Source organism: Methylobacterium sp. Ger2507, from assembly GCF_055231875.1.
Genome location: NZ_JBUYVC010000001.1, coordinates 3448608 through 3466152 on the forward strand (window position 1 = coordinate 3448608; position 17545 = coordinate 3466152).

The following is a 17545-nucleotide window of genomic DNA, read 5'->3' on the forward strand; positions in this document are numbered from 1 at the left end:
CGGGGTTCGCCCTGGCCCTGGCTCGGCATCGACCCCGCTCCCCTGGTTGCAGGCGGAAGGTTGCAGGCGGGAGGCTGCGCACGGGAAGGTTGACGCCAGGTTCATCAGCCGGCGCAGGACACTGATCCTTGAAAACCGATCCTTGAAAACCGATCGTCGAAAACCGGTCCGTGCCCTATCCGGCGCCCAGCAGCCGGATCGCGGCGTCGCGCTCGAACAGGTAGAGCAGCACCCGCAGGGCCTGGCCGCGCGCGCTCTTCAGGCCGGGATCGCGCTGGACCACGAGTTGCGCATCGTCGCGGGCCACCTGCAGCAATTCGGCGTCGGTCTCCAGGCTGGCGAGGCGGAAGGCCGCGAGGCCCGATTGCCGGGTGCCCAGCACCTCGCCCTCGCCGCGCAGGCGCAGGTCTTCTTCCGCGATGCGGAAGCCGTCCTCGGTCTCGCGCATCATCTCCAGGCGCGCCCGCGAGACCTGCCCGAGGGGACCGCGATAGAGCAGCAGGCAGGTGGAGGCGCGCGTACCCCGCCCGACCCGGCCGCGCAGCTGGTGGAGCTGGGCCAGCCCGAAGCGCTCCGCATGCTCGATGACCATGATGGTCGCTTCCGGCACGTCGACGCCGACCTCCACCACCGTGGTGGAGACCAGGATCCTGGTCTCGCCCCGCTGGAAGCGCTCCATGGCGGCGTCCTTGTCGGGCCCCGGCATCTTGCCGTGGATGAGGCCGACCGCGTCGCCGAAGCTGTGGCGCAGATCCGCGAAGCGCTCCTCGGCGGCGGCCAGATCGACGAACTCGGATTCTGCCACCAGGGGGCAGATCCAGTAGACCCGGTCGCCGGCGGCCACGGCCCGGCCCAACCCCGCCACCACCTCGTCGAGGCGGTCGGTGGAGACGAGGCGGGTGGCGATCGGCTGGCGTCCGGCGGGCTTCTCGTCGAGCACCGAGACGTCCATGTCGCCGAAGCAGGTCAGCGCCAGGGTGCGGGGAATCGGGGTCGCGGTCATCACCAGGATGTCGACGGCGGCGCCCTTGGCCCCCAGCGCCAGGCGCTGGTGCACGCCGAAGCGGTGCTGCTCGTCCACCACCGCCACGCCGAGATCGGCGAACACCACGCTGTCCTGGAACAGCGCGTGGGTGCCGACCACGATGTCGACCGCGCCGGATGCCAGCGCCGCCAGGGTGGCGCGACGCTCGGAGGCCTTGTCGCGCCCGGTGAGGAGGCGCAGGCGCAGGCCGTCGGTGAGAGGCGCCAGGCGCTCGAAATGCTGGCGCGCCAGGATCTCGGTGGGGGCCATCAGGGCGGCCTGGCGCCCGACCTCCACGGCCGACGCCATGGCGAGCAAGGCCACGGCGGTCTTGCCGGAGCCGACATCGCCCTGGAGCAGGCGCAGCATGCGCCGGTCGGAGGCGAGATCGGCGCGTATCTCGGCGACGGCGCGGCTCTGCGCCCCCGTGAGCGCGAAGGGCAGGGCGGCCTCGATCCGGCCGCTCAACGTGCCGTCCCCCGCATTGGCCCGGCCCGGGGCGCGGCGGTTGCGGGCGCGCATCAGGGCCAGCGCCAGCTGCGAGGCGAGAAGCTCGTCATAGGCGAGGCGCCGCCGGGCCGGCGTGCGCGGCGGCGCGGTCATGCCCTCCGGCACGGGCGGCGGCGCGCTCTCGGGCCGGTGCTCGGCCCGCAGGGCGTCGGCGAAGGCCGGCAGCCCCTCGCGGGCGATCCAGGCCGGGTCCTGCCACTCGGGCAGCACCGGCAGGCGCTCCAGGGCGGCATGGGCGAGCTTCGAGATCGCCCGCGAGGTCAGCCCCTCGGTGGCGCCGTAGATCGGCTCGACCACGGGGAGGGCGGCCAGCCCTGCCTCGTCGACGATGCGGGCGGGATGGACCATCTGGCGGTGCCCGTCCCAGAGATCGATGCGCCCGGTGATGTAGCGGTGGCTCCCCAGCGGCAGCATCTTCTCGACCCGGGCCTGGGGCATGCCGAAGAACACCAGGGTGATGTCGCCGGTGGCGTCCTCGACCAGCACCCGGAACGGCCGCCGGCCGGCCCCGGGCTGGGGCGCCCGGTAGCCCGTCACGGTGACGCCGAGGGTCACCGGCTCGCCGGGGGGCGCCTCCGCGATGGAGCCCATCAGGCGCCGGGCGACGCCGCCCTGCGGCAGGTGGAACAGGAGGTCGACGATGCGGGCCGGCTGCTCGGGCGTGCCGAGCAGCCGCTCGATCATCGGCGCCATCTTGGGGCCGATGCCCGGCAGTCCGCGCGCGGGCGCGAACAGGGCATCGAGGATGCTCGGACGGAGGAGGGGCTGGCGCGGCGCGGCGTCGGTCATGCGGCTCGTTGGAGGGAAGGCACGGATGGGATGCGGAACGGGCGCCACCGTGCGTGACGGCGGGATGGTGGCGCGGGCGGCTGTCTCTATATACACCCACGAAGGCTTGGTCCTGCGACGGATGCCGCATCGGGGCCGGGCAGGGGATGGCATGATCCGGGGATCCCCGGATCACAGCATCCCGGGATCCCCGCATCACAGGCTGACCGCATGTCCGGCACCACCCGCACCAGCGCCGACCTCGATCCGCGCCGCCGCCGCACCCTCTTCCGCGCCTGGCACCGCGGCATCCGCGAGATGGACCTGATCATGGGCCGCTTCGCCGATGCCGAGATCGGCACCCTCTCGGAGGAGGAGCTGACCCTCTTCGAGGCCCTGATCGAGGTGCCGGACCGCGACCTGTTCCGCTGGCTCACCGGCGAGGACCCGACGCCCGAGAACTACGACACCCCGGTCTACCGCCGCCTCAAGGCGTTCCATAAGCACGACGCGCCGATTCATTAGGGGGCGATGGCGACCCGTTCGCGCCCTCGGTATCGCTTGTCGATCCTGCCCCGTGCAGACCTCCTGTCTGGCTTGAGCCGCAAGCGTCGGCGTCGGCCCGGAGCATCACGCCATGACGTCCGTCGCGTTTCGAGACATCCGCATCGCCGCCGGGTTGATCGACGACGGTCACGGTCGGCTCCTGCTGGTGCGGAAACGAGGCACCCGCTGGTTCATGCAGGCCGGCGGCAAGATCGAAACGGGCGAAAGCGCGCGGTCGGCCCTGTGCCGTGAACTCCACGAGGAAATCGGCGTGACGCTGGAGGAGGGCGAGGCCCGCCATCTCGGCTGTTACCGGGCTGTCGCCGCCAACGAGACCGGGATGATGGTTCAGGCCGAACTCTTCCATCTGAGACTGGCCGGGACGCCGACGATCGGCTCGGAAATCGAGGAGGCGATCTGGGTCGCGCACGACGCAGCAGGGGACCTCCCGCTGGCCCCGCTCACGCGCGACCATGTCCTTCCGCTGGCAAGAGACCTTTCCCTGGCAAGAGCCCTTCACCTGGCAAAAGCCCTTCCCCTGGCGAAAGCCCTTCCGCTGGTCCTTCCCCTGCCACGAGCGCTCTGAACGTCCGGTCCCTCACGCCCCCGTCCGGTCCGGCACCCACGGAGACCGTCGATTCCGTTTCGGTGTCACGCTGATCGACGGCGTCCGATTGCAGAGGGATCGCGTTCGCGCCAAGTCTTGCGCCGACCGCAACCTGCAGCTGCATCTTTCGGGGTCCAGCGGCGTCAGCCGAGACGAGGCCCGTGAGCGCATCCATCGCGACCGCGAAGAACGGGGCGGCCCTCGCCGCCGTTTCCCTGTCGGCCCTCATGCTGGGACTCGAGATCTCCAGCATCCCGGCCATCCTGCCGACCCTCGAGCGGGTCCTGCCCGCCGATTTCCGGCAGCTGCAATGGATCGTGAACGCTTACACGATCGCCATGACGACCTGTCTCATGGCGATGGGGGCGCTCGCCGACCGCCTCGGGCGAAAGCGCGTCTTCATGGCCGGCGTTCTTGCGTTCGGCCTCGCCTCCTTGGCCTGCGGGCTGGCAACGCAGGCGCCGGTCCTGATCGCCGCCCGCTTCGTGCAGGGTGCGAGCGCCGCCGCCATGCTGGCCTGCCAGATCGCCATCCTGTCCAACCAGTTCCGCGATGGGGCGGAGCGTGGCTCGGCCTTCGGCTGGTGGGGCGTCGTCTTCGGCTTCGGTCTCGGATTCGGCCCGCTGATCGGCGGGCTCACCGTGGCGGTTGCACGTTGGGAATGGGTGTTCCTGGTTCATGTCGGGCTCGCCGCCGTGACATGGGCCGCCGCGAAGGCCGGCATCACGGAATCCTTCGACACCCAGGCGGTGCGGTTCGACTGGCCGGGCGTGGCAACGCTCTCCTTCTCCGTCTTCGCGCTCGTCTATCTCATCACGCAGGGCGAAGCGCCCGTCCCTGCCAACCCCGCAGCCCTCGCGCTCGCCCTCGCGGGCCTTGCGAGCGTCCTCGCCTTCCTTCTGGTGGAGACGCGCACGCCTCGCCCGATGTTCGACTTCGGCGCCTTCCGCAACCGGGCCTTCTCCGGCGCCCTTCTCGGCGCGGCCGGCATGAACTTCAGCTTCTGGCCCTTCGTGATCTACCTGCCGATCTACGTCCAGGCGGTTCAGAACCTCGACAGCGTCCGGATGGGTCTGGCGCTTCTCGCCTATACGTTGCCGACGCTCCTCGTCCCCCCGCTGGCCGAGCGATTGCTCCTGGCGCGCGGACCCCGCTTCGTGATCCCGCTCGGCCTCCTCACCATCGGACTGGGCTTCGTCCTGATGCGGCTGGGGGCAGGCGTCGGCGAAGCGGCCTGGGTCACCCTGCTGCCCGGCTGTGTCGTGACCGGTCTCGGCGTGGGCCTCACGAACACGCCCGTCGCCAACACGGCGACAGGCTCCGTCGCGATCGAGCGCGCCGGCATGGCCTCAGCCATGGACATGAGCGTGCGGATGATGGCGCTCTCGATCAGCATCGCCCTGATGGGCCTCATCCTCGTCCGGGGCATCCGCGCAAGCCTGGAACACGTCGCGCCCCACGCGGCTTCAGGCCTGACCGCGCTCTCCGAAGCCGTCGCCGCCGGCAACCTCGCCGCGGCCGAGGCCGCCGGTATCCCCATTGAGATGGCCCGTCACGCGCTCGGAGAGGGGTTCGATGCGGTGATGCTCTATGGGGCGACGGCAGCCTTCGGGTTTGGGTGTCTCAGCTTGTTGACCCTGAAGGGCAGAGCAAGGATGCCCGCTCTCCGCTGACGCATGGGATTTGTCAGGGATCATCGGGTTTGTCAGGGATCCGTGGAAACCGGTGATCCCGACAGGACAAACGAAAACGAAAGCGTCTCAAGCCTCGCGCTCCGCGGATCAGGTGCCGAACCCCGTCGTCGGCCGAGTTCCGAGTTCCGAGTTCCGAGGGTCGGCAAACGGCAGGCTGTCGTCGAAAAGACTTGACAATATTCCTATATCGTGCCTCTATCCCCACACCTGCCGCCCGAACGAATCGGGAGCCTGACCGGAGACCGACCGGGTGGGCTGGAGGGCGGCGGGGCGGTGCCCGCGTCGGTGGCTTCGGTCGCTGCCGCCTCGGGCGACGGCTCGTTACAACCGTTGGCTCGGGTCTGGGCGGCGCGCCGGGGGAGGAAATGCCCTCGCCGTTCGACCCGTCCCTGGGGCAGCGGGGAAAAGCTGCGGCGCCGCCCATGACGAGGCGGCGTGCGACGAAGGCTCGCTCCGAAGCGTGCGGGGTCTCTCCGAAACCCGCCGAACTTAGCGCCAGCACGAGATCCGTTGGAGACATCGCGACGTGAACGGCCCCGGCGGCGACGCCGGAGCCCGGGACGCCGGGGGACCGGCAACCATCAAAAGCGCACAGAAGGGTTCCGCGGCGTCCCGCGTCCCCGTTCGGCGTGTTCCTTGGGCCATGCCCCCGGCGCAAAACCGCGCGCGGGGGTGAAGCCGCTTGGGTGAAGCCGCTTGGGGGGGGCCGCTTGGGGGAGGCCGGCCGCACGCCGCTGCGCTGGATCAACGCGGCGGGGTGCGTTAACGCCGGTACGGCGCGGGGCAGGTCTGGTAAGGACCGGGCTCAGGGATACATACGCGTTCGTCGCTTCCGGGTCCGCGCCCGGGGGAACGCAACGTCCTTTCGAGGCCGCCGCGGCGGTCCTTCCGAGACAGGAGGGCGGACGGAGACAGTCGCTTCCGCCCGGCCCAGCACGAGTTCAGAACCCCGACCCGATGGCCAAGCCCCAGACGAACCCGCCTCAGATCAAAGCGGCCGCCCCCGCGCCGAAGCCCCAGACGGCGCGCTTCGCCCTGCCGAAATCCGGGGCGCTGGCCCGCGCCCTCGACGCGCTGAAGCGCGGCGACAGCCCGACCCTGGCCAATGTGCCGGAGGGCTTCGACGCCCTCGTGGTGGCGGATCTGGCCCGGGCGCTCAGCCGCGATTTCGAGGGGCCGGCGGTGCTGGTCCACGTGGCCCGCGATTCCGGGCGCTCGGCCGCCTTCGTCAGTGCCCTGAAGTTCGTCGCGCCCGAGATCGAGACGATGAGCGTGCCGGCCTGGGACTGCCAGCCCTACGACCGGGTCTCGCCCAACGGCGCCATCGCGGCCCAGCGCATGACGGCCCTGTCGCGGCTCGCCCGCTCGCGCTCCTCGGAGGAGCAGCCCCGCATCCTCTGCACCACCGTCAACGCCCTGATCCAACGCGTCCCCCCCCGCGAAAAGATCGCGGTCGAGACGTTCTCGGCCGCCATCGGCAACGTGGTGCCGATGGACACGGTGACGGCCTGGGTCGAGGCCAACGGCTTCCTGCGCACCGGGACGGTGCGCGACACCGGCGAGTACGCGGTGCGCGGCGGCATCCTCGATCTGTCGCCCCCCGGCCTGCCCAATCCGATCCGCCTCGACTTCTTCGGCGACACCCTGGAGTCGATCCGCGCCTTCGATCCCGAGACCCAGCGCACCGTCGGGCAGCTGCGCTCCCTCGACCTCGTGCCGATGAGCGAGGTGCAGCTCACCACCGAGACGATCCGGCGCTTCCGCCAGGGCTATCTCTCCACCTTCGGCGCGGCCACCCGCGACGACCGGCTCTACGAGACCATCAGCGAGGGCCGGCGCTATGCCGGCCTCGAGCACTGGATGCCGCTGTTCTACGACCATCTCGACACGCTGTTCGACTATGTCGGCGGGGTGCCGCTGGTGTTCGACGCCCAGGTGGACGAGGCGGCGGGCGAGCGCCTGACCCTGATCCGCGACTATTACGACGCCCGCGCCGAGGCGATGAAGGCGCCGTCCCCGGGCGTCGCGCCCTACAAGCCGCTGAAACCCTCCGCCCTCTATCTCACGCCGAACGAGTGGCGCGACCGGGTGGCCGCGGCCTCGGTCGCCCGGCTCTCGCCCTTCTCGATGCCGGAGAGCCCCGACCGGGCGACCATCGACTGCGAGGGCCGTCAGGGCCGCACCTTCGCGGCCGAGCGCGCCGACGAATCCGCCAGCGTGTTCGACGCCGCCGTCGCCCACGTGAAGGACCTCCAGGGGTCCGGTCATCACGTGATCCTGGGCTCCTGGTCCGACGGCTCGCGCGACCGGCTCTGCTCGGTGCTGGCCGATCACGGGCTGAAGAAGCCCGTCGCCATCAACACCCTGACGGCGGTGAACGCGCTGAAGCGCGGCACCGACGTGGCGGTGGCGGTGTGGGGCCTCGAATCCGGCTTCGTCGTCGACCGGCTCGCGGTGATCTCGGAGGGCGACATCCTCGGCGACCGGCTGGTGCGCCAGAAGCGCAAGGCCAAGCGTCCGCAGGACATCATCCTGGAGGTGCAGGCCCTCCAGCCCGGCGACCTCGTGGTCCATGCCGACCACGGCATCGGCCGCTTCGTCGGCCTCAAGACGGTGACGGCCGCGGGGGCGCCGCACGATTGCCTCGAGATCCAGTATGCCGGCGGCCTGCTGCTGCTGCCGGTGGAGAACATCGAGCTTCTGACGCGCTATGGCTCGGAGGATGCCGAGGTCGCCCTCGACCGTCTCGGCGGCGGCGCCTGGCAGGCCCGCAAGGCCAAGATGAAGAAGCGCATCCTGGAGATGGCGGGCCAGCTCATCCGGATCGCGGCCGAGCGCTTCGTCCGTCAGGCGCCCCGGCTCCACGCACCGGAAGGCCTGTACGACGAGTTCGCGGCGCGCTTCGCCTTCAACGAGACCGAGGATCAGGCCAACGCCATCGACGCGGTGCTCACCGACCTCAACGCCGGCCGGCCGATGGACCGCCTCGTCTGCGGCGATGTCGGCTTCGGCAAGACCGAGGTGGCGTTGCGCGCCGCCTTCGCGGGCGCGCTCGGTGGCAAGCAGGTGGCGGTGGTGGTGCCCACCACGCTGCTGGCGCGCCAGCACTACCGGACCTTCGCCGAGCGCTTCAAGGGCCTGCCCGTCGAGGTCGCCCAGATGTCGCGCTTCGTCTCGAACACCGAGATGAAGCGGGTGCGCGACGGGCTCACCGCCGGCACCGTCGACATCGTCGTCGGCACCCACGCGCTGCTGGCCAAGACCGTCGCCTTCAAGGATCTCGGCCTCATCATCGTCGACGAGGAGCAGCATTTCGGCGTCGCCCACAAGGAGCGCCTCAAGGCGCTCCAGGCCGACGTCCACGTGCTCACCCTGTCGGCGACGCCGATCCCCCGCACCCTGCAGCTCGCCATGACGGGGGTCCGCGAACTCTCGATCATCGCGACGCCGCCGGTGGATCGCCTGGCGGTCCGCACTTCGGTGACGCCGTTCGATCCCCTGCTGATCCGCGAGGCGCTGCTGCGCGAGCGCTATCGCGGCGGCCAGTCGTTCTACGTGGTGCCGCGCATCGAGGACCTCGCCGAGGTCAAGCGCTTCCTCGACCAGGAGATGCCCGAGACCACCGTCGCGGTCGCCCACGGCCAGATGGCGGCGGGCCAGCTCGAGGACGTGATGACGGCCTTCTACGAGGGCAAATACGACGTGCTGCTCTCGACCACCATCGTCGAATCCGGCCTCGACATCCCCACCGCCAACACCCTGATCGTGCACCGGGCCGACATGTTCGGCCTCGCCCAGCTCTACCAGCTGCGCGGCCGCGTCGGGCGCGCCAAGGCCCGGGCCTACGCGCTGTTCACCACCCCGGCCAACCGCACCCTCACGGTCCAGGCGGAGAAGCGCCTGCAGGTGCTCCAGACCCTCGATACCCTCGGGGCCGGCTTCCAGCTCGCGAGCCACGACCTCGACATCCGCGGGGCCGGCAACCTCCTCGGCGACGCGCAGTCCGGCCATATCAAGGAGGTCGGCTACGAGCTCTACCAGCAGATGCTGGAGGATGCCGTCACCGCGCTCAAGGCCGGCATCGACGAGCCGGTGGAGGAGGCGTGGTCGCCCACCATCGCCCTCGGCGCGCCGGTCACGATTCCGGAAGACTACGTGGAGGATCTCACCGTCCGCCTCGGGCTCTATCGCCGGCTCTCGACGCTGGAGAACGACGCCGAGATGGAGAGCTTCGGCGCCGAGCTGATCGACCGCTTCGGCCCCCTGCCGCCGGAGGTGGAGCAGCTCCTCAAGATCGTCACCATCAAGATCCTGTGCCGCGACACCAACGTGGAGAAGGTCGAGGCCGGCCCGAAGGGCGTCGTCGTCCACTTCCGTGACAAGGCCTTCGCCAACCCGCAGGGGCTGGTGACCTACGTCGCCGAGCAGGCCTCCTTCGCCAAGGTGCGGCCGGACATGAGCATCGTGTTCATCCGCGAACTCGACACCATCCCGGAGCGCCTCAAGGTGACGACCACGATCCTGCGCAGCCTGTCGACCATCGCCCGCCGCAAGAAGGCCGCCTAAGCCGCGAAGCGACGGGTCTCCCAAACGCGAAACGGGCGCGCCGCGCGGCACGCCCGTTTCGAAAAGCCGTTCTCCAAGAGGCGTTTCGGCCCGTTCGCTCAACCGATTCCGTTCAGAGGTCGGGCTCGTTGAGCACGTAGGGACCGATCTGGCTCTGCAGGTCGATGGCCGTTCCGGACCGGCGCGCCATGCCCTCGTCCACCACGATGACGGGAATGCCCGCCTGCCGCATCTGCTCCCGCAGACGCTCCGAGAGCTGGGCATAGGCCGGATCCCGGCGGGACGAGGCCTGGAGCAGGATTGCGGCCGGGCGCGCAATCACCGCGAGCACGTCGTGCGCCGCCTCGAGCGAGGCGGTGACGCTGGCATAACCGAGCTCGGCGAGTTCGGCGGCAAGCGAATGATCGATGGCGCGGTGACCATCATCGACAACGAGAACTTGTTGCAGCGCACCCATGAGCATCAGTGCTAGCCCATCCATCGTCCCTTGGAAAGAGACCCGTGTGACAACACACATGGGGGCGGTTGGTTCGCCGGCCACGTTTCGAACATGACCGTGACGTCGGCCGCCTGACCGGAACCTGAACCGATTCGGTGCGCCGCATCATTCCGTGCCGGGACGGCGCGAAGGTTTCGGCGCAAGATCCTCCAACGACCCGACAATCCGGTTCGCGGCGCTGCGCGCCCGCATCCCTCGCCCTTTGACCGCGTGCATGACGGGCAGGGCCCGGATCATCGGCTCCCGCGTGACGGGAGCATGACGCGTCAGGCGCGACGGATCGCGAGGGTCTGGTCGTCCTCGACATCGACCGAGAAGGCCGAAGCCGCCCAGGCATCCACCGTTTCGGGGATGGTGATGTCGCGCTGCAGCGCGCCGGCATGGCAGGCCCGGCCCCGGAAGGCGAGGCGTCCGTCGGGGTCCCGCCGCAGGGCCATCAGGGTCGAGAACAGGTGCCCGCGCTCGGGATGGGTCAGGGACAGGGCGACATCGTTGACCTCGCGGGCCCCGGCGAGCAGAGCGGTCTCCTCGAAGGCGACCGCATCGATGACCGGCCGGTTCGCCTGCGGGGTCAGCCATCGGGGGCCGAGGCGTCCCGGCGCGCGATGGGCAAGGACGATTCCGTCGAGGGAGGTCGGCAGCCGGCTGGCGGCGAGGTTGCGTTCCAGAGCGGCGGGCACCACGAGCCGGGTCGGCAGCGGCCCGTCGAGGGTGGCGGCGAAGCTGCGGGCCTCGAACACCGGGAGCGTCTCCAGGCCGGCCCCCGCCACCAGCGCCGCACCAAGCCCGGTGACGAGGCCGCGCAGGTCGGTCTGCGGCAGCAGGCTGAGAATGCGGTCTCCGGGCTGGACCCGGGCCGTGACGAGGTAGACGGCGATCGCCGCGAGCAGCGCGTCGCCGCTGCGATGGACGGGCCGCGCGGGGTCTCCCTCCGCGAAGCTGATGAACCCGCCGGGTCCGGGCGCGAAGGGGCCGCCCGCCGCATCCAGGACCATCGCGTCGAGGTTGATCACCCCGTCGGGAACGTCGGGTCCGAAGGCGGCGAGGTAGCGCAGGCCGAAATAGCGCACCGCGACGCGACACAGGCGCTGGGCCGGGGCGAGGGGGCCGAACCGCGTCTGGGTGATGACCGCCGGGAGGCCTGCGGTCTGCACCGCCGCAAGCAGGCCGTCCTCGTCAAGGGCGAGCGGCAGCAGGCACGGGATGTGACCGGCGGCCTCCACGGCCAGATAGGCGAGAAAACTCTCGGAGCTGCCTGCGAGTGCGATGCCGATGCGGCTCGCCGGTGCGAGGCGCCAGCCGCGCAGGCCGTTGGCGAGGCGGGCCACGATCTCCGCCGCCGCCGCGTAGGTCCAGGTAATGGCGGCCCGTCCGCTCCACAGGGGCTTGTGCGGCGGATCGATGAAGGCGACGCGGTGCGGATGCGCCTGCGCCGTGGCGGCGAGCAGGGTACAGAGACGCTGCGCCCGGGGCGGAACCCGTACGGTATCCGGACCCTCGCCGGCCGGGCCGGAACCCGCCCCCGGACCGATCAGGGCCGGGCGGTCGCGGCCGGCGGGGGGAAAGCCGGTCATCCGGCCACTGGCCTGGGACAGGGGAATCCCTGCCCGGACGGAGTCCAGAAGGTGGGCGGCTTGAAGATGGGCTGCATGCTGCGCCGGCACGTGCGCTGACTCCCGAGACCCTTCGTTCATGGGGCTTTAGGGTTAAGCGCCCCTTAACCGATCGGCCGCCGGGCAACGGCTCCGATGTCATGTCTTCGCCGCATTCGGGAGGAAAGCAGGCCGCCTTGTCGTCGAGGCGGGACTGGCCGTGAACGGTCTGGTCCGAGGGGTGCCGCGGCGCGGGAAGGATCTTCCACGGCGCCGGTGCGGTCCCGGTTCCATCAAGTCTCTCCGTCCCGGGGGAATTCGGTCAGAAGGCGCCGTTTCGGCAGACTTGGGTTCGGTGATTCCGCCGACCGGGTGCCGGAAGTCCGCTCCGACGCCCGAAGCGCCCTTGCAGTCCGAACCGTTCGATGCGAATCCGCGCCCCAGCTTCGAGGCGCATCCCGCGAGCCGAATCCGTTACGCCGTATCTTAAGGGGTCAGAGTTGATGTTCTTCGCCAACCATCCTGCGCGCCCGCTGCGCGTCGCCGCGTTCCTCGCCCTGGCGGGTGTTACCGGAGTCGCGGGTCTCGCCGGACCGGCCCTCGCGCAGGCGCCGAAGGGTAAGGCTGCGCCGGCCCCGACCGCTCCCGCCCCGACGGCTCCTGCGGCTGCCGCGCCGACCGGCGCAGCCCAGACGGGGCCGCAGATCGTCAACGTGAAGTCCGATCCGGCCCAGACGGAATGGACCAAGGTCTGCGGCAAGGACCAGGGCAGCGGCACCGACGTCTGCTACACCACCCGCGACTTCGTCTCCGACCAGGGCCAGCCCGTGCTGGCAGTCGCCGTCTACGAGATGAAGAATGCCGCCCAGAAGCAGGAAGTGCGGGTCATCCGCTACCTGCTGCCCCTCGGTCTGCTGCTGCAGCCGGGCATTCGCTTCACCATCGACGGTCAGCAGGGCACCGCGGGCAAGTTCGCCGTGTGCTTCCCCAACGGCTGCTTCGCCGAGGCCGGCAATGTCGGACCCGAGATCATCGCTGCAATGAAGAAGGGCACCACCCTCAACGTCAGCGTCCAGAATCAGACCCAGCGCGAAGTCACCTTCGCGGTGCCGATCGCGGGCTTCGGCAAGGCCTTCGACGGCCCCGCCATCGACCCGAAGGTGCTGGAGGAGCAGCAGAAGAAGCTGCAGGCGGAACTCGAGAAGCGCAGCGAGGACATGCGCAAGAAGCTTGAGCAGCAGAACGCCTCCGGCGGCGCCCCGGCGGCGGGCGCACCGGCCACCGCGCCGAAGCCTTGAGATCGCGAGGCTGAGACCTTCGATCCTGCCGGCCGCGCAAGCGGCCGGCCCCAACGAAACGAGGCCGGGCGCGATGCCCGGCCTCGTTTCGTTTCGGGGTATGGCCGGCCGGATCCTCGGGCCGCGCCGTCGCCGTCAGTTGGCGTGGGCGGCCCCGCGCATGCGGTAGCTGCCATCGTCGCCGCGCTCGAACACCTCGGCGATGCCGGTATGGCGCAAGGCCTCGCCGGAGGTGTCGGGCACGAGGTTCTGCTCGGAGACGTAGGCGACGTACTCACTTTCCGCGTTCTCGGCGAGCAGGTGATAGAAGGGCTGGTCCTTGCGCGGGCGGACCTCCTCGGGAATCGCCAGCCACCACTCCTCGGTGTTGTCGAACACCGGATCGATGTCGAAGACGATCCCGCGAAACGGGTAGATGCGGTGACGCACCACGGCACCGAGGCCGAACTTGGCGGTTCTCATCATGGAATCGGCAGTGGTCGTATCAGTCATGATCACAAAATAAGATGCCTCGGTGCCGTTGTCATCGGCGGCCCAGCGCCGATGACAGGGAGGCGGAGGGAAAAGCTCAGGCGAGACCGTAGGTCTTGGCCAGATTCGGGTCCTTCTCGGCAACGAGCCTGGCGAGATCGACGATGACCTTGGCCTGCTTCCAGGTGGCGTCGTCCTGCATCTTGCCGTCGAGCATCACCGCGCCCGTGCCGTCGGGCATCGCCTCGACGATCCGCACCGCGAAGGCCACCTCGGCCGGATCGGGCGCGAAGACCCGCTTGGCGATGGCGACCTGATTCGGGTGCAGGGTCCAGGCCCCGGCGCAGCCCATCAGGAAGGCGTTGCGGAACTGGGCCTCGCAGGCCTCGCCATCGGAGAAGTCGCCGAAGGGGCCGTAGAAGGCTTTGAGGCCGTTGGCCATGCAGGCATCGACCATTTTCGCGATGGTGTAATGCCAGAGGTCCTGCTGGGCGGAGGCGCGGGCGGCGCCATCGCTCGTCGGGTCGGCGATGACGCGGTAATCCGGGTGGCCGCCGCCGACGCGAGTGGTCTTCATGCCGCGGGAGGCTGCGAGATCGGCAGGGCCGAGGCTCATGCCGTGCATGCGGGGCGAGGCGGAGGCGATGGCATCGACGTTGGCGACGCCCTCGGCGGTCTCCAGGATGGCGTGGACGAGGATCGGCTTCGAGACGCCGTGCCGTGCCTCGAGCTGGGCCAGCAACTGGTCGATGTAATGGATATCCCACGGCCCCTCGACCTTGGGCACCATCACGACGTCGAGCTTGTCCCCCACCTGGGACACGATCTCGAACAGGTCGTCGAGGATCCAGGGCGAGTTCAGGGCATTGATGCGGGTCCAGAGGCCGGTGCCGGTGCTGGCGAAGTCGGTCGCCTGCGCCATCGCCACGAAGCCCTTGCGGGCGGCCTCCTTCTGATCGATCGGCACTGCGTCCTCGAGATTCCCGAGCACCACGTCCACAGTGGCGGCGAGTTCCGGCACGCGGGACCGGACCTTCTCGTTGTGGGGCGGAACGAAGTGGATCATCCGCTCCAGCTTGATCGGAAGCTCGCGGAACGGGGCCGGGGCGCCGGTGGCGAGGGGCTGAAAGAAGCGACGTGGCAGTTTCATGGGCGTTTCGGGCTCCCGGTTCTTCTTGATGAGATGGGCGTGCCGGACCAGCCGTTAGGGCAACCTCAGGCCCCCCGTAAAGGTGTGCGGGCACACGCAAGCCATTTGCCACGCCGCTGCCTGGAGTGAAGTCGCGGAACGGGCGGCCCCGCCTCACGTTCTCACGATCGAGGGGGCTCCTCACCAGATACGAAGGACGGACCCATGTCCGGATCATCGATCAGCCGAACCGGCTTGCGCCATCCGGCTCTGCTCTGGGCCACCGTCATCGGTCTCAGCCTTCCGCAGACGGCCTTCGCAGGCGAGCGCGCCAAGCCCCACGTGGACAGGGCGTCGGCCGAGAATCAGGTTCGATCCGAGAAACAGAGCGGGCGCGTGATCTTCACGGCGGCCGAGGCCGCGACCGCCCGGCCGGACGGGCTTTCCGCGGACATCCGCCTCCCCGGCGACGACGCCGGCGCCTTCCGCGCCCTGATCGATCAGGCCTCCGCCGCCGATCGGCCCTGGCTCGTGCTCTCGGGCGGGGGCGAGAACGGCGCCTTCGCGGCGGGCCTGCTCAACGGCTGGAGCGAGGTCGGCACCCGACCGGATTTCGGGGTCATCACCGGTGTCAGCACCGGCGCCATGATCGCTCCCTTCGCCTTCATCGGCGCGCGTGGAGACGCCGCGCTGCGGGAGAACTACACCGAGATCTCGGCAGCCGACGTGTTCGAGTTCGGCGGCACCAACGAGGCGCTCACCGACACCTGGCCGCTCAAGCGCCGCATCGACCGGGCGGTGACGCCGGCGCTGCTTGAGGCGGTGGCGGCCGAGCACGCCAAGGGTCGCCGCCTTCTGGTGGCGACCACGGCGGTGGACGGCGAGCGCCCGGTCCTGTGGGACATGGGCGCCATCGCGAAGGCCGGCGGCCCGAAGGCCCTGGCGCTGTTCCGGTCGGTGATCCTGGCCTCGTCCGCGGTACCGGGCGTGTTCCCACCGGTCATGATCGACGCGGTGGCGGGCTCCGGCAAGCGCTTCCAGGAGATGCACGCCGACGGCGGAACCACAGCGCCGTACTATCTCGCCCCGGAATCGGTGCTTCAGGCCAAGGACCCGACACCGCTGCCGACTCGTCAGGTCTATCTCGTGGTCAACAACACCCTGACGCCCGACTTCCAGATGGCGTCGCGTACCACCTTGAGCGTGCTCGGCCGCTCGATGTCGGCGGCGATCAAGGCGCAGACCCGCGCGGCGCTCGCGCTGAGCGAGGGGTTTGCCCGGCGCACCGGCCTCGACCTGCAGGTGGCTCAGATCGACGGACGCTTCGGCAAGACCTCGTCCGCGCCCTTCGATCAGGGCTACATGAAGGCGCTGTTCGACCACGGCGTGGCCCTGGGCAAGGCCGGCACGGCCTTTCAGGACGGCCGGACGGACCCGGCGGAGATCGCCACCGGTTCGGTGGAGCGCCGGGCCACGCAGGACGCTCCGGTCCGAAGCGTGGCCGGACGCTGATCAGCGCATCAGGCTCGGCGCGCCGAGGCGGGGCAGCACGCCCTCGCGCATGACGACGCGGCGCAAGGGACCGATCGTCGTCATGGCGAGGAGCCCGAGGCCGCGCAGGGCGTCCACCGGCAGGAGGCTGGTGAGAAGGCTGCGGTTGAGGGCGTCGACGGCGGTATTCCGCAAGCGCGCGTCGAGGTCACGTCCCCGGGCGAAGGCCGACAGCGCGGCACGCGAGCCCGGGTCCCGCCCATCCTCCACCGCCCGCATCACCGCGTCGCGCAAGGACGCCGCGTCGCGCAAGCCGAGGTTCAGACCCTGCGCCCCGATGGGGGGGAAGACGTGGGCGGCCTCGCCGATCAGGGCGAGGCGGGCCGCGACCGGACTCGGCACGGACAGCCCCCGCATCGGTACCAGGCCGCGCGGGCCGTCGATGCGCATGGTGCCCAGCATCGCCTGGGCCTGATGCCCCACCGCCCCGGCGAGGGCCTCGTCGTCGAGGGCCGCCAGGCTCTTGGCCGGATTCTCGCCCATCACCCAGACCAGGCTCGAGCGGTGCCCGCCGGGCAGCGGCACGAGGGTGAACGGCCCCTGCCGGGTGTGGAACTCGGTGGAGACGTCACGGTGCGGCCGCGTATGGGCCAGGATCGTCGTGAGGGCGCTCTGCGGGTAGGTCCAGGTGCGCGGCACGATGCCGGCGGCCTCACGGACCTTCGAGCGCGCGCCGTCCGCCCCGGCCACGAGGCGGGCCGACAGGGTGGCGCCCCCCGCCAGGGTGATCGTGGCCGCGTCGGCGCCGGCGGCGAAACCCGCGGCGTCTTCCTCGAACAGGGTGAGGTTGGCCGCCGCCCGCGCCTCGGCCCGCAGGCCCTCCACGAGGCGGGCGCTCTCGACGTTCCAGCCGAAGGCGTCGAGCCCGATCTCGGTGGCGACGAAGCGGGCCGGCGGCGGGCGGAACAGGCTACCGGTGTCGTCGACGATGTGGAGTTCGGCCAGCGGGCTCGCATGCGGCGCGATCGCCGCCCAGACCCCGAGGGCGTCGAGGAAGCGCACCGATCCGTCGAGGAGCGCCACCGTGCGCCCGTCGGCCACGGGGGCGTGCCGGCCGACCAGGGCTGTGGCGACGCCGTCGCGGGCGAGCGCCAGAGCGAGGCTCAGGCCCGCCGCACCGGCTCCCACCACGGCGACCGCGAAAGGTTCGGATTTCGCGAAAGGTTCGGATTTCGGAGGAAGTGTCGCCACGGCTTCGCGGACTCCTGAACGGCATCGGGCCGAGCATCGGCCCGGGGCTTAGCGAAAGACCCTGACGCTTACAGAGGCGTGTCACCGCGCCGGTCAAGG

Annotated in this window: 12 protein-coding genes; 6 read left to right on the forward strand and 6 right to left on the reverse strand. The window is 70.4% G+C overall.

Annotation, left to right across the window (positions count from 1 at the left end):
- Positions 1–175: 175 nt before the first annotated feature.
- A complete protein-coding gene (gene recG / locus ACV7NL_RS15895; RefSeq protein WP_463356190.1) occupies positions 176–2323 on the reverse strand; it encodes an ATP-dependent DNA helicase RecG in 2148 nt (715 codons plus the stop codon).
- A 210-nt stretch (positions 2324–2533) separates the two neighbouring features.
- Between recG and ACV7NL_RS15900 the strand changes: the two genes are divergently transcribed.
- The 4 genes from ACV7NL_RS15900 to mfd all read left to right on the forward strand — a co-directional run bounded on the left by ACV7NL_RS15900 (position 2534) and on the right by mfd (position 9715).
- On the forward strand, positions 2534–2827 hold the full coding sequence (locus ACV7NL_RS15900; RefSeq protein WP_056181110.1) for an FAD assembly factor SdhE: 294 nt from the start codon (positions 2534–2536) through the stop codon (positions 2825–2827).
- Positions 2828–2939: 112 nt separating this feature from the next.
- Complete coding sequence (locus ACV7NL_RS15905; protein ID WP_463356191.1) at positions 2940–3434, forward strand: NUDIX hydrolase; 495 nt, start codon at positions 2940–2942, stop codon at positions 3432–3434.
- Between the two features lie 182 nt (positions 3435–3616).
- Complete coding sequence (locus tag ACV7NL_RS15910; RefSeq protein ID WP_463356192.1) at positions 3617–5128, forward strand: MFS transporter; 1512 nt, start codon at positions 3617–3619, stop codon at positions 5126–5128.
- Between the two features lie 978 nt (positions 5129–6106).
- Complete coding sequence (mfd, locus tag ACV7NL_RS15915) at positions 6107–9715, forward strand: transcription-repair coupling factor (protein ID WP_056487267.1); 3609 nt, start codon at positions 6107–6109, stop codon at positions 9713–9715.
- Positions 9716–9827: 112 nt separating this feature from the next.
- On the opposite strand, the gene ACV7NL_RS15920 is transcribed toward mfd, so the two are convergent.
- Together ACV7NL_RS15920 and ACV7NL_RS15925 are read right to left on the reverse strand one after the other, a co-directional pair.
- Positions 9828–10172: a hypothetical protein gene (locus ACV7NL_RS15920; protein WP_056181292.1), complete on the reverse strand. Its 345-nt coding sequence runs from the start codon at positions 10170–10172 to the stop codon at positions 9828–9830.
- A gap of 308 nt (positions 10173–10480) precedes the next feature.
- Positions 10481–11788 carry an AMP-binding protein gene (locus ACV7NL_RS15925; RefSeq protein ID WP_463356193.1) on the reverse strand — a complete coding sequence of 436 codons (1308 nt, stop codon included), beginning with the start codon at positions 11786–11788 and terminating at the stop codon, positions 10481–10483.
- Positions 11789–12309: 521 nt separating this feature from the next.
- On the opposite strand from ACV7NL_RS15925, the gene ACV7NL_RS15930 reads away from it, so the two are divergent.
- On the forward strand, positions 12310–13104 hold the full coding sequence (locus ACV7NL_RS15930; protein ID WP_463356194.1) for an invasion associated locus B family protein: 795 nt from the start codon (positions 12310–12312) through the stop codon (positions 13102–13104).
- A 135-nt stretch (positions 13105–13239) separates the two neighbouring features.
- Here ACV7NL_RS15930 and hspQ read toward each other — a convergent pair whose 3' ends face one another.
- Positions 13240–13569, reverse strand: a complete 330-nt coding sequence (hspQ, locus tag ACV7NL_RS15935; protein WP_443136728.1) for a heat shock protein HspQ — start codon at positions 13567–13569, stop codon at positions 13240–13242.
- A 103-nt stretch (positions 13570–13672) separates the two neighbouring features.
- The gene (locus ACV7NL_RS15940) at positions 13673–14725 is read right to left on the reverse strand and encodes an HpcH/HpaI aldolase/citrate lyase family protein (RefSeq protein ID WP_463356195.1); all 1053 of its coding nucleotides are present in this window, start codon (positions 14723–14725) and stop codon (positions 13673–13675) included.
- A 204-nt stretch (positions 14726–14929) separates the two neighbouring features.
- Here ACV7NL_RS15940 and ACV7NL_RS15945 point away from each other — a divergent pair, with 204 nt between their 5' ends.
- Entirely contained in the window at positions 14930–16216 is a 1287-nt protein-coding gene (locus ACV7NL_RS15945) for a patatin-like phospholipase family protein (RefSeq protein ID WP_463356196.1), read from the forward strand.
- On the opposite strand, the gene ACV7NL_RS15950 is transcribed toward ACV7NL_RS15945, so the two are convergent.
- Complete coding sequence (locus ACV7NL_RS15950; protein WP_463356197.1) at positions 16217–17446, reverse strand: FAD-dependent monooxygenase; 1230 nt, start codon at positions 17444–17446, stop codon at positions 16217–16219.
- Positions 17447–17545 lie beyond the last annotated feature (99 nt).